10 protein-coding genes are annotated in these 13,699 nt (G+C 44.8%); 6 read left to right on the top strand and 4 right to left on the bottom strand.

What is annotated here, in order from left to right; translation table 11 throughout:
- The first annotated feature begins 113 nt into the window (after positions 1 to 113).
- Entirely contained in the window at positions 114 to 1,394 is a 1,281-nt protein-coding gene (locus G3570_RS13545; RefSeq protein ID WP_165143250.1) for a M20/M25/M40 family metallo-hydrolase, read from the top strand.
- A gap of 54 nt (positions 1,395 to 1,448) precedes the next feature.
- On the opposite strand, the gene G3570_RS13550 is transcribed toward G3570_RS13545, so the two are convergent.
- Complete coding sequence (locus G3570_RS13550; protein ID WP_165143252.1) at positions 1,449 to 1,916, bottom strand: GNAT family N-acetyltransferase; 468 nt, start codon at positions 1,914 to 1,916, stop codon at positions 1,449 to 1,451.
- A 149-nt stretch (positions 1,917 to 2,065) separates the two neighbouring features.
- Between G3570_RS13550 and G3570_RS13555 the strand changes: the two genes are divergently transcribed.
- Positions 2,066 to 2,848 carry a zinc metalloprotease gene (locus tag G3570_RS13555; RefSeq protein ID WP_165143254.1) on the top strand — a complete coding sequence of 261 codons (783 nt, stop codon included), beginning with the start codon at positions 2,066 to 2,068 and terminating at the stop codon, positions 2,846 to 2,848.
- Positions 2,849 to 2,899: 51 nt separating this feature from the next.
- On the top strand, positions 2,900 to 3,667 hold the full coding sequence (locus G3570_RS13560) for a metallopeptidase domain-containing protein (RefSeq protein ID WP_165143256.1): 768 nt from the start codon (positions 2,900 to 2,902) through the stop codon (positions 3,665 to 3,667).
- A gap of 140 nt (positions 3,668 to 3,807) precedes the next feature.
- On the opposite strand, the gene G3570_RS13565 is transcribed toward G3570_RS13560, so the two are convergent.
- Both G3570_RS13565 and G3570_RS13570 read right to left on the bottom strand, forming a co-directional pair.
- Positions 3,808 to 5,424 (bottom strand): peptide chain release factor 3, encoded by a 1,617-nt coding sequence (locus G3570_RS13565; RefSeq protein WP_165143258.1) that lies wholly within the window; start codon positions 5,422 to 5,424, stop codon positions 3,808 to 3,810.
- 166 nt (positions 5,425 to 5,590) lie between these two features.
- Positions 5,591 to 6,457, bottom strand: a complete 867-nt coding sequence (locus G3570_RS13570; RefSeq protein WP_165143260.1) for a DUF72 domain-containing protein — start codon at positions 6,455 to 6,457, stop codon at positions 5,591 to 5,593.
- A gap of 216 nt (positions 6,458 to 6,673) precedes the next feature.
- On the opposite strand from G3570_RS13570, the gene G3570_RS13575 reads away from it, so the two are divergent.
- From G3570_RS13575 to G3570_RS13585, 3 genes are all read left to right on the top strand, one after another.
- Entirely contained in the window at positions 6,674 to 8,419 is a 1,746-nt protein-coding gene (locus G3570_RS13575; protein ID WP_165143262.1) for a sodium:solute symporter family protein, read from the top strand.
- Between the two features lie 242 nt (positions 8,420 to 8,661).
- Entirely contained in the window at positions 8,662 to 9,009 is a 348-nt protein-coding gene (locus G3570_RS13580; RefSeq protein WP_165143264.1) for a PadR family transcriptional regulator, read from the top strand.
- The gene (locus G3570_RS13585) at positions 9,006 to 11,621 is read left to right on the top strand and encodes an ABC transporter permease (RefSeq protein ID WP_165143266.1); all 2,616 of its coding nucleotides are present in this window, start codon (positions 9,006 to 9,008) and stop codon (positions 11,619 to 11,621) included. Before G3570_RS13580 ends, G3570_RS13585 begins: the two co-directional genes overlap by 4 nt.
- A gap of 174 nt (positions 11,622 to 11,795) precedes the next feature.
- Here the strand turns inward: G3570_RS13585 and G3570_RS13590 are convergent, their stop codons facing one another.
- Complete coding sequence (locus G3570_RS13590) at positions 11,796 to 13,673, bottom strand: M61 family metallopeptidase (protein ID WP_249067108.1); 1,878 nt, start codon at positions 13,671 to 13,673, stop codon at positions 11,796 to 11,798.
- Positions 13,674 to 13,699 lie beyond the last annotated feature (26 nt).

The raw sequence follows: 13,699 nt of genomic DNA on the forward strand, positions 1-13,699 counted from the left end.
TCATTGAATAAAGGTAAAAGAGCTGTTCCTAGGTATTCCATCTACTTAACTGAATTCAACTATAACCAATACCGTTCATTTAGCGGTCAATCATCCTACAACCAAGATTCCTCATGAAGAGATTAATCCTGCTAGTCATTGTAATAACTTCTTTGCCTCTTGCCATCGCTGCGCAGACCACTCAGGAAGATGTTTCCGAAATCATGAAAACACTTAGTGCAGATGAGATGAAAGGGCGCAAAGTATTTACTCCTCATATTGAGGAAGCTGCAGATTTCATAGCTGAAAAGTTTTCTGAATTTGGATTGCAAACGCTGGATGAGGAAGATGACTACCTCCAGGAATTCCACATGGAATCCATATCCCTTGAAAATTCCCGGATTACGGTGGATGGAAAAGCTTTGGATACTGACAACTTCTTTGTTTTAGCAAGTAATAGGAATATCAGGTGGTCGGAAAATGCACAGACTGATGTAAAATCTATTCCAACGGGTGCTGATTTTAGGTCGGAATTTAGCAATTTAAATCAACTTGAAGAGGATCTCATCGTGTTTGTTGATCCAACCCATTCAGATATGTTTCAACGCTACCGGCCCTATTTTTCGAGACCAAACCGTAGCTTCTCGGGAGAAAGCCAACACGATAAAGTATTCATAATGGCTGAAGAACCTGAAAACTTTAGCATCTCACTTGATAAAAATGTGGAACAGCTCACTCTTGCCAATGTAGCCGGGAAAATTGAAGGCAAAAGAAAGGATGAAATCGTACTCTTCTCCGCGCATTATGATCACATTGGTGTCGTGCAGCCTGTTGAAGGTGATTCCATTGCCAACGGAGCCAACGACAACGCTTCGGGCACCACCGCAGTTATTGAACTGGCCGGGTATTTCTCACAACAACCCCAACCGGAACGAACGCTACTATTCGTAGCTTTTACCGCTGAGGAGGCAGGGGGATACGGATCCAAATACTTTTCTCGGCAGCTGCATCCGGATAACATCGTTGCCATGTTTAATATTGAGATGATCGGGAAGCCATTTACCGGAAAACCGAACTCCGCTTGGATTACCGGATTTGAAAAGTCCAGTTTCGGGAAACTCCTGCAGAAAAGCACAGAGGGAATGGATTACACCTTTCTTCCGGACCCATATCCCAACCAGAATCTGTTTTACCGTTCGGATAACGCCACACTAGCAAGGCTGGGAGTACCGGCGCACTCCATCAGTACGACCCCCATCGATGTTGATCCGGATTACCACAGGGTAACCGACGAAATTGAAACCGTGGACCTTCAACATATTACTGATACCATAAACGCTATCGCCCGGGCCGCTGAAGGAATCATCTCCGGCGAACATACGCCTACCAGGGTAGACAGGAGCATGGTAAACTGATACTAATGCATTTTGCTATACCAATACGATTTCAATTACTCTGATGGGCTAAACTCAGTAATACTCTTTGGTCATAAAAAGCATTTCAGGATCCCCGGTTTCAAAGCCGAAGCGCTCATAGAGCTGTCGCGCCGGGTTATCCACCCGGACTTCCAGGGTAAGCTTGCAGCATTTCAGTTTTCGGGCTCTCTTCTGTATACTCTGAAGCAATAATTCACCGATTCCCCTGTTCCTGTAATCGAGCAGAACAGCCAGATCATGAATGTTTATAAGTTTTCTCGCTTCGAAGGTTGAAAAACCTACAAAGCAATTTGCAATGCCCACTGCAGTTTCCTTATGATAGGCAATCATTGTAAAAGCGTTGGAAGTACCCCGGAGCCCCTCAATCATCTCCTGCAAAGTCTGTTGCGGGAGAGGATGTGCTCCACCCATTTCATCCTTAGCATAGGCATTAGTAAGGTATTTGATATCCGAACAGTGCCTGGGGTTCTGATAGTCCGCTTCAACAATATCTACATCCATAAGCGTAAGAGTATAAAGACATTTTACAGGATAATAATCTGAACGAACATTTCTTGCGTATCACGCAATGAAGTGTATGATGAAACATCAACCGCCAAAACCGGTTTAACTTCCACGATGCGTATTCTGAAAATAAACAAATGGTTAAGATGTCAAAATTGAGATTTACGATTGTACTTGGCCTTGTTCTATCACTTAATTTGTTAGGAGGCTGCTCAGATACCTCTACCAATCCCGATCAGATGCCTCCTATCCCGGACTACGACCATAAAGTCCAACCGGGTACGGCAGCCAATGACTTCCTGGCTGACTCAAATTTTACTCACCTGGTTTTGGAGGTGGATTACATGCCGGGGTATGCACCAAATGAAGAGGCTCTCGACAGTCTAGGTGCTTTCTTTGAACAACGGTTGCATAAACAGTCCATTTCTATAAAAGAACCGACACAGATCGAATCGCGTGGCAAAGATCGCTATAGCGCTAATGAAATTCGTGCCATTGAAGAGGAAGAACGATCAACCTTTAGCGCACAGGATACCCTTGCAGCATATATGATTATTGTAGACGGCAAATACCAGGAAAGAGATCTGCTTGGTATTGCATATTATAATACCTCGAATGCCTTTTTCGGGCCCTCGTATGAGGAGGCAAGCAGCGGTATTGGTCCGCCCTCCAGATACCAGATTGAGGCGATCTCTTTCAGGCATGAATTCGGTCATCTTTTCGGATTGGTCAACATCCCTAACTCAGGAACTGATATGCAAACACCGCATCAGGATGCCGATCATGGAAATCATTGTGACAATGACCAATGCCTGATGTATTACGCGACACAAAGAACCGAACTCATTCAAAACGCCGTCAGCGGTGATGAGATAACCCCGCTGGATGCCAACTGCCTTGCAGACCTCGAAGCCAACGGCGGCAAATAAAGCATTCCAACTGTAAACTTTTAAAAACACGTATCACAATAACTGTTACTTATGATTTCACTTAGAAATAAAATACTATTTGCACTACTTGCACTCACCTTTCTGGCTTATGCTTGTTCGGATTCAGGTACCGGTCCGGATATAGACCCGGAACCGCAATTCAATAGCAAAGCCGCCCCCGGAGATTCTGCCAAATCATTTCTGGAGAGCGACCAATACACCAGCCTGGAAATAGAGATTGATTATATGGAAGGCTATGAACCGACACAGGAAGGGCTCAACAGTCTTAAGACATTTTTAGAAGAACGCCTGAACAAGAACAGCATTTCCTTTACAACCACTCAAATTGCAGCCGGCGGACAAAGCAGCTATACCACCGAAGATATATCAGCTATCGAAGAAGAACAACGCGATAACTATACCGAAACAGGTAGCAGTACGCTTCATGCGTACTTTTTAATTGTGGATGGGGAGTATTCGGATTCCAATGTACTGGGTATCGCCTACTGGAATACCTCCATGGCTTTCTTTGGGCAAACGATCGAAGATATAAGCGGAACACCGCCTACAGCTCCAAGCAGACAACAAGTGGAAGGCACGGTATTTCGTCACGAAGTGGGACACAACATGGGCTTGGTAGGTAACGGAACTCCTACGCAGTCTGATCACAAAACCAGCGGCAGCGCTCATTGTACCACCGACGGCTGTCTAATGGAGCCGGCTGTAGAAACAGGGAATATATTTCAAAACTTTAATGGAGAGGTTCCCAATCTAGATCAGCTATGTATCGAAGACCTGCAGGCTAATGGTGGGAAATAAGATGCCTAGTCGTGAGTCTTGAGTCGTGAACTTCTCTGTGAAGCTTTGTGCTTCTCAGTGCTACTTTGTGGTACCACCATAGGCAACCAACCAAACTTCTCAAATCTGAAGTCTCAAGACTCATGACTCAATACTCACGACTAATTTTGCTTGAACTTATAGAGATTCTCACTACCTACTTTCTCTTCGGCCTGGTTCAGGGCATAGGTGCTGTCGAAAAGTACGATAGGGTTCCCTTCCATATCTTTGGTGACATGGGTTGAATAGCTTTTCTCAAGCTTGTCAATAACTTCCTGGTCTTCGGGCAGCCAGCGCGCTGAGTTGTAGGTAACGGGAGTCATGTGGAGTTCACAGTTGTACTCCGATTGCATACGATGTTTTACCACATCAAACTGCAGTGCTCCTACGGTTCCCAACAGTAGCTCATTACCCACTCCTTTGGGGACCTCAAACACGTGAACCACACCCTCCTCGGCAAGCTGTTTCAGACCCTCTCGCAACTGTTTCCTTTTGAAGGGGTCTTTTGTAGACACTTTCATAAAGTGCTCCGGGGTAAACAGGGGTATCACATTAAAACGAACCGGATGGTCGCTGAAGATGGTTGTCCCAATTCGAAATGAACCGGGGTTGAAAAGGGAAACAATATCACCCGGATAGGCTTCCTCCAGAATATGACGTTCATCGCCCATCAATGTATGCGGGGTTGACATCTTTATTTTCTTATTCCCATTACCGTCAGCTTGCTCTACCTCTAAACCGCGTTCAAACTTTCCTGATGTCACCCGAACAAAAGCAGCACAGTCACGGTGGTCGGGATTCATATTTGCCTGAAGCTTGAAAATAAATCCCGAGAAATCATCGGTGATCACCCGTTCGGAACCGTCTTCGTTCTCATAAGGTTGCGGCGGATTGGCCAATTTTGAAAAATAATCCAGGAATACATCAAGTCCGAAGTTATTGAGCGCAGACCCGAAGAACATAGGCGTACACTTGCCGTGCTGATACGCCTCAGGATCCATGGAGTCAAAAAGATCTTCTGTCAGCATTACCTCTTCACGAAAACGATCTTTTTCGGCCTGCGACAATACCGCCTTTTCCAGACCTTCTTCCAGATCGTATACTTCTTTTTCGGCCTTCTTGGCGCCGTGTTTCTCTTTTCTGAGCAAATATAATTTTTTACCAATCAGGTCATAGATCCCCTGGAAATCTTTACCGTAGCCCAGCGGCCATGATGCCGGTATCGGTTCGATACCCAGCTGGTTTTCTACATTGCTCATCACTTCCAGCGGTTCCATACCCGGACGGTCGCACTTATTCACAAAAGTAATGATGGGGATCTCCCGCATCTTACACACTTCAAACAGCTTTTCGGTCTGTTCCTCGACGCCTTTAGCAACGTCAATTACCATCAGTGCCGTATCCGCGGCAACCAGGGTTCTAAGCGTGTCCTCTGAAAAGTCTTTGTGACCGGGCGTATCCAGCAGGTTGTATTTGATATTATCTTTTTCAAAACGAAGTACGGAGGAAGTGACCGATATACCCCGTTCCTTTTCAATGGCCATCCAGTCGGATGCGGCATAACGCGAGGCTTTACGCTGGCGGATAGAACCGGCCTCGTGTATGGCACCGCCATAAAGCAGTAGCTTCTCGGTAAGTGTGGTCTTACCGGCATCGGGGTGAGAAATAATGGCAAAGGTACGTCGCCTCTTCGCCTCTTCCTCAATCAATTTCTGGGTATCTGTAGCTGTTTCGGGCATTAATTTACTGATAATTTCATTTCCAAAAGACGTCAAATATAAGCATTTGGTATGGATTTATCACTCTTCTTAGCGGCCTACCTTACAGAACACGAAAGACGTAAATCAGGTTTATAAAAAGTTACTTTTATTGATGACCGGTATTACCTGATTAATCCGTGTTCCATTAAAACAGATTCAGCTGTTCATTCTGCCGCTCAATAGGCCATGCAGGCATTGGATTCATATCTATAAGTTCAGATAATAGCTGATGGAATTTGCGGGCAATGGGCGGCTGATTCTTGCTGTCGGGTGCATGGGTAAAAATATAGGGATGCAGCCCTTCTTTGATCCAGTCAGCAATTATGATAGCCCACTCTTTAAGATAGGGCTCATTATTAAGGGCGTCATTGGCTCCAACAAAACGGACAAAAGGACGAGAAGCCGTGGTATCAAACCGAACCGGAACCTTAGGTTTCTTATTCTGTGCTTCAGTGATAGATGGCTCATTCGATTTCATAGCGTGGAGCTTTCGCGTATCGAATATCACCCGGTTGATGCTGTAACTCTTTAACAGCCGGTTAAGGCGGTGCTCTAGCTTCCCATGATCAAAAAATTTGGGATGCCGAACTTCAAGGGCATAGCTGTAAACCGTGGGAAGGTAGGAAAAGAGTTTTTCCAGGCGATCAAAATATTCAGGAGGGAATCCGGAAGATAACTGGATGTGAAAAGGACCAAGCCTGTCGGCAATGGGATCAAAAGTATCCAGAAACTGCAAAACCTCATCTTCCACATTATGCAGCTGTCGCTCGTGAGTAATGGAGCGATGGAACTTAAAACAAAACTTAAAATTATCCGGCGTTTTACTGCCCCAGCTTTTCAACGTTTTAGCACTGGGAATATTATAGAATGTGGTATTTCCCTCCACGGAATTGAATACCGAAGCATACTGGGATAAATAGTCATCCTGCTTAGCATCATCGGTATAAAAAGTACCGACCCACTCTTTTAGGCTCCAGCCGGTACATCCTATGTTATACTTGGTTATGGCCATTTATAGCGAATTAACTGGGATCACAGATATCCAAAAGAAACATGTATAGTAAAATAAGTCATACTTCTTGTAAGCTTTTTCCGTGTTCTATTAGTAATAAACTGACTTTTATTGATAATTAGCAACGCTATTTAAGGCATAAATCGTTTATCGGTTTGTAACTCTTAAATTGAATTCTATATTAGATGAAAATTACCTGGCATTTAGCACGCACCTATGCATTTTGCTTTACTCGACTACCTGGTGATGGGCGGGTACGTTATTTTGATGTTTGCCGTGGCTGTTATAGCCCGTAAAAGAGGACAGGAAGATCTCGAGGACTTTTTTACAGGTGGCAAAAACCTACCCTGGTGGCTTATCGGAATCTCCATGGTTGCCACAACATTCGCGGCCGACACCCCTCTCGCCGTGACCGGCATTGTTGCCAGTGAAGGTATTGCAGGTAACTGGATCTGGTGGAACTTCATGTTTTCGGGGCTATTCACCGTATTTCTCTATGCCAAACTCTGGAAGCGCGCCGATGTTATAACCGACGTTGAATTTATTGAACTGCGATACGGTGGAAAACCTGCCAGCATTCTTCGCGGTTTCCGAGCCATCTACCTGGCTTTTCCAATAAACTGTATTATCCTGGGATGGGTGACAGTGGGGATGGCAAAAATCCTGACCGTGGTCACGGGTGCCGACCAGTGGATGATCATCTTTGCGCTCTATTTTCTTATTGGAATATATATAGCTATCTCAGGACTGTGGGGCGTCGTTGTCACAGACTTCATCCAGTTTATCATTGCCATGACCGGTTCCATCATGCTTGCCTGGCTTGCGGTCGACCACGTTGGGGGTCTGAATGAAATGAATGCCAAGCTGATAGCAGAATTCGGACCTGATCCCTGGGTATTGGATTTTAACCCATTTACCAATCCTGAAATTCTCCTTTCAACAGCACTCGTGTGGGTGGGTATGATGTGGTGGGCCTCCTGGTATCCCGGTTCCGAACCGGGTGGCGGGGGTTATATTGCCCAACGCATGTTTTCGGCCAAAGACGAGAAAAATGCTGTTGGCGGAACCCTGCTTTTTAATGTGATGCATTTCGCCATACGACCCTGGCCGTGGATACTGGTAGCGCTTGTTTCACTCATTGTCTATCCAAATCTGGCTGATAAGGAGACCGGGTATCCGCTGTTGATGCTTGACCTGCTACCCGCCGGACTGCTGGGTCTGTTGGCTATAGCATTTTTATCCGCTTTTGTCTCTACAGTGTCAACCCACCTCAACTGGGGTGCTTCTTACGTCGTTAACGATTTCTATAAGCGTTATTTCAAACCTCCGAATCGATTTGAAAACAAAGCCGAAGCCGAAAAACACTATGTTTGGATTTCGAGAATCGCCACCCTGCTCATCATGGCATTGGCCATATTGGTATCCTATTTCTTTGATACCGTAAAAGGGGGTTGGGAAGCCATACTTTCCATCGGTGCCGGTACCGGACTCGTATTTATGCTTCGCTGGTTCTGGTGGCGGATCAATGCCTGGAGTGAGATAACGGCTATGATTACTGCCGCAATAGGAAGTTTTCTTGCGCCTGAAATCGGGTATGATGACTTTGCGAGCAAAATGATATTCACAACCATCTTCTCTACCATTTCCTGGATCGCCGTCACCCTGATGACGTCTCCTGAAAAAGATGAGACCCTTCAGAAATTCTTCGACCAGGTTCAGCCCGGCGGACCCGGATGGAAGGAATTCACCAAAGATGGCAAACCGGTGGAACCTATCTGGCCCGCTGTTATAAAAGTGGCCCTAGCGGCGGTATCCATCATAAGTTTTCTTTATGGAATGGGACAGCTATTCTTCGGCAGCGCAGTTTGGGGGCTCTTATTGATGATCATTGCAACGGGTATATTAATTTATATAGTAAAGGAGCTTACCAAGGAGAAGGGAGATATGAGTATTGAGGCATGAAGCGTTAATCTTGGGCTGTAACACAGAGTTACTCAGAGAAGATCGGAGATACACAGAGAATAACCACTTCCTTAGTCCTTCTTCCGGTATCTCATTTTCCTTTCTCCAGCCTTCTTTACTCCATGTAACTTTGTGCTTCTCAGTGACACTCCGTGAAATAGCTAGCACTATCCTTAAACTTTTATTGCAACCTTTTAACAGGTTACCCGTATTTGTTTTAAATCTTAAAATAAATGCCTGTGATGGATCTGCTTACCCGAATGGAGGAATTGCTGCTGTTGAGTGTCTGGAGACTTCAGGAAGACGCCTATGGCCTTGAAATCAGGCAGCACCTGTCCGAATTACTAGGAAAAGATTTTTCCGTTGGATCGGTTTATGTACCTCTGAAACGGCTAAAAAAACGTGGATATCTCACTACGTGGGACAGTGACCCAACTGATGAGCGCGGCGGTCGTTCCAAGCGGTTTTTCAAGCTCACCTCGAAAGGTGTTAACGCCCTTCAACAGGTAAAAACGGTACAAGAACAAACATGGTCTGATCTGCCTGACCTTGGACTTGAATGGTATCCTTCAAAAGCAACTTTGACATGAAGAATTACTCCACTCCATTCATCATAAAGGTATTGGATGTGTTGCTACCACATGACCTGCACCATTTGATCGGTGACCTGGAAGAAGAATACTACTGGAACAAGAAAAATGAAGGGCGAAGCTATGCTTACCTCTCTTTGTGGAGCCAGGTTCTTAGATCCATCCCCTATTTCATACTACAATCACTAATCTGGAATACTGTTATGATTTTAAATTACCTGAAAGTAACCTGGCGAGGCATCAAAAAACATAAAAGCTTTTCCCTTATTAATATTCTGGGTCTGGCTGCCAGCATGGCTGTCTGCCTGCTTATCATGCTATTCATTATTGACCAGCGTAGTTATGATCGTTTCCATGAGCATGCAGATCGCATTTATCGCGTCAATTCTGATTTTAAATCCGGTGGTAATAATGAGGCAATTCTCTACGCTACCTCTCCAGCAGATCTTGCCGCGAAGCTGGAGGAGGAGATACCCGCTGTGGAAGAAGCGGTACGCCTGCGAGGTAACTATAGCGGTGAAATCAGGGTCGGCGAGAAAACTTTTAACCTTAATGGTGTATTTACGGATGGCGACTTTTTCAAAGTATTTGACTTTGAGCTATTGAAAGGAGATCCGCAAACCGCACTTTCAGAACCCGGTAATATCGTATTGTCGCCCGAAACAGCGAAAAAACTATTCGACAGTGATGATCCTATGGGAAAAGTGCTTACCGGATTGGGTGACAGAGATTATACCGTTACCGGCATTGTGAATACTGAGGTAAAGACTCATTTTAATTTTGAAGTGCTGGTCTCCTATGCCTCACTAACTTCAAAAACTGCACTTACCGAATCACTGTCTGACTGGAAAAATAATATTTACCAGTCCTATACCTACTTAAAGATAAAGGAACAGGCTCAAGAGGATAATTTAACGTCACAATTTCCTTCCCTTATCTCAAGACACTACCAGGATGAAGAAGGAGAAAACATCATCAACTCTTTTGTACTTCAGCCTTTGACCAAAATAAATTTGGGACCTATCATCTCGAATGAAGTTGGTAATTCCATTCCGGGTATTATAGCCTGGTTCCTTATCGGATTTGCACTAATAATCATTCTTATTGCCTGCTTTAACTATGTAAGTCTGACAATTGCCAAAGCCTTAAACCGAGGCAAGGAAGTAGGTGTACGGAAAGTTCTGGGAGCCTTCAGATCGAATGTCATTAAACAGTTCCTTACCGAATCGGTTATTATCGCCATTCTGGCTTTACTCTTTTCCATAGCGATCCTAAAGTGGCTGCTTCCTGAGTTCAACAGTCTATTCATAATCAATATGTCGGAGAATCAGATTGACCTGAGCCTTTTCAACCACTATTGGGTTTATATTTTCTTTTTGATGTTCAGCGTTTTTGTGGGGGTTCTTGCAGGCATTTATCCGGCAGTTTACCTCTCATCCTTTCAACCCTCAAAGGTGCTAAAAGGAATAAGCTCCATTAAAGGATTATCAGCCATTGCGATACGGAAAACTATTATCGTCAGCCAATTTACATTTTCTCTCGTATTTATCATTACGGCTATCATACTGTTCAAACAGTTTAATTTCATGGTCAATGTAGATCACGGTTTCAACTCCGAACATATCATTAATGTAGCCCTGCAGGATGTATCGTATGAGAGATTTGAATCGAGGTATGCCAATCATACTGATGTAATCTCTATGGCAGCCAGTTCAAAAGTACCGGCATTAGGCTCTATTACGGGTGCATGGATAAATTCAGAGTCTCTAACTGACCCGATTCGAGGTCACTCATTTGATGTGGATGAGAATTACATACAAACAATGGGCCTGAATCTGCTCACGGGGCGAAACTTTAACCCTGAAATTGGGAGTGATTCTACCGATGCCGCAATCCTGGGTAAATCAGCTGTCAACAAGCTTGGCCTTGGTTCTCCCACAGAAGCTTTGGGAAAACCTGTTGAAATAAATGACGCATCTTACACTATCATAGGCGTGATTGATGATTTTATCTCGGCCAATCCGTTACGAAGTAAAGATCCGATATTAATGCGGTATAATCCGGATAACTATTATTATGCCGTGGTAAAAATAAGAGCCGGAGAAACAGCATCTTTTGCTAATTATCTGGAAAGTACCTGGCTGGACCTCAACAGTGTCTATTCTCTGAAATACAAGATTTTCAATGAGCAGCTGCAGGAGAGTCCGATTCTGGTACTTTTCGGAGATTTCCTTAAGGTGCTCGGCCTGATCGCCGTATTCTCCGTGCTGATCTCCTGTCTTGGTCTACTGGGTATGGCAATGTACTCAGCGGAAAATAGAATAAAAGAGATTGGTATTCGAAAGGTTCTGGGAGCCACTTCAGGAAACATTGTCTATCTGCTTTCCAAAGAGTACCTGTTTCTGGTTGGAATCGCCGTTCTAATAGGTACGCCTCTGGCCTGGTTCATCAATAATCTGTGGCTGCAACAAGTGAGTAATAAGACCGCTATCGGTCCTGTCATATTTATTGCCGGTGTACTGGGTACGGTTCTGCTGGCTATGCTAACTATAGGCTCACAAACCCTGCGCGCCGCCAAGGCCAATTCTATACAAAACTTGCAAAGTGAATGAGGTATGGAATAGTATAGATGGGAGGTGAGACGTTCGACGTGGGTCTGTTACACTGAGTTACTCAGAGAAGCACGGAGTGACTCAGAGGCTCCCTCCTTCCACATCAAAGCGGTGGAAGGAGTAGAAGAGGTAACCTGTTTGACGTTTCACTTTTCACGTCTCATGTCTTCCATCTCACTCATCACTTGTTACTTTACTCCCCAACCAGCTTTCCCGAAAGGTTTTCATCTCTTCTGTCACCTCCATACCCGCCTGCTCATAGGGTAGCAGTTCCAGGGTGGGATCTTCGACCAGGACCAGCGTGGTATCGTAGCGTTCACCGACGGACTCATAACTTACACCAAGTGTATCTCCCGGAGAATGGGCGTTCAGTATTCGTTGCAAATCCCTGGCGTTGGTTATTGTTTCACCGCCAAGGCTAATCAACACATCATCCTGATCAATCCCGGCTTTATAAAGCGGACTGCCTATTAAGGTATTTTCGGTGATGGTCGGCCTCCCTGCTTTAAAATTTATTCTCTCACTCCCGTAGCTAATCACTGCTTTCCCGGGGAATTCATTTCTAAGAAGAAATCCCGCATTGGCAAAAAGCGGTTTCAGTTCAATCATATCTGAACCGTAAATGTGCCGATCAAAAAAGTCCTGAGCAAATTGCCGGTTCCCGGTAACTTTGGCAAGCGTATTTTTCAAGTCTTCCAGCCTATAGGGTTTTTCCGGTATCCCATAAGTTTGCCACATAGCACGCATATAATCATCAAGAGTGATATTTTCGAACTCTGTTCTGAGCTTCAGGTCCAGACCCAGACCGATTACCGCTCCCCAGGAATAATACGAGATGAAAGTATTCTCCTTATTCTGATCATCTACGGAAGTGGCGGCATCCACAAAAGGAGCTTGCATACTCATCTCAACCGGACTATAAAACTGATTGCCCGGTGAGTTGAGTACATAATTCAATGTCCCGCCCCATCCGAGGCCATATTCCCGGTCATCAATCAAACCCGCTCGACGGACGATCAAATCATCATAGTAGCTCGTAAATCCTTCGGCAAACCATAGTGAACCCGACACGTTGGCCTCCTGGAAGGCAAAAGGTTCAAGACTCTGCGGGCGTATACGTTCTACATTCCAGCCATGAAAATATTCATGAGACAGCGTGTATAAATTCCGCATAGCTCCCTCTTCAAGAGATCGCTGACTGGTAAGAATTGTGGAGTTGCGATGTTCCATGCCATCTCCGTAAACATAAGGCAGATAATCAGCGATAAAGGTATAGCTTCCATAATCATAGGAAGGCGGTTCTCCATAAACGGCAATTTGCTCTTCAACCACTTTTTTTGCCATCTCTGCATATTCATCGGCCTGCTTTTCAGTACCGTTATGATGCAGGGCCAGCCTGATGTTGTAATTTGTAGTATCAGCCGGAACAGTCCATTCCCGAAGCATAAAGTTGCTGAGTTCAGTTGGACTATCCATCAAATAACCAAAATTCGGGGCAGTAAATACGTACGGATCTTCTGTGGATTTCAGCTGGGTAGCCACCTTCCAGTTACTGCCTTCGGGCGGATGAAAGGCTATGGTCATATTCTGCATTTCTGTTCCCTGTGCCCAAACCAATGAGGCCGGAATATTTAAATGAGCATGCTGCTCATTGACTCCCGAATAGGTTCCGTCGACATGATTGGCATATAAGGTATAACTGAATTTTAGTGTCCCGTTGTGACCACTCACTATCCAGTTATGGAGGTCCGGCTGAAAAATATCCAGGGTATCGCCTTCTCCATCAATGGCATTCACGTTATACACATTTTTAGCAAACTCATGCAGCGCGTAGCGACCCGGCGAGGTTCTACTCATAGATACCTTCACAGGAATAGCATCCAGGTCGGTTATCGTAAGAGTTATTTCGGCCTCGTGATGAGCCGCATTCGGAAATCTGATATCATAACGAATATTGCCGTCGACGTTGGTTTGAACTCCGCAGCCGATCGTCACATAAACCGCTGCCAGTATTAGTAAAATCGCCTGTTTCATAAGAAAAGTTGTACTCATGGTTATTGAAAGAGCAGATAGAGAAA

Source organism: Halalkalibaculum roseum, assembly GCF_011059145.1.
GTDB lineage: Bacteria > Bacteroidota > Rhodothermia > Balneolales > Balneolaceae > Halalkalibaculum > Halalkalibaculum roseum.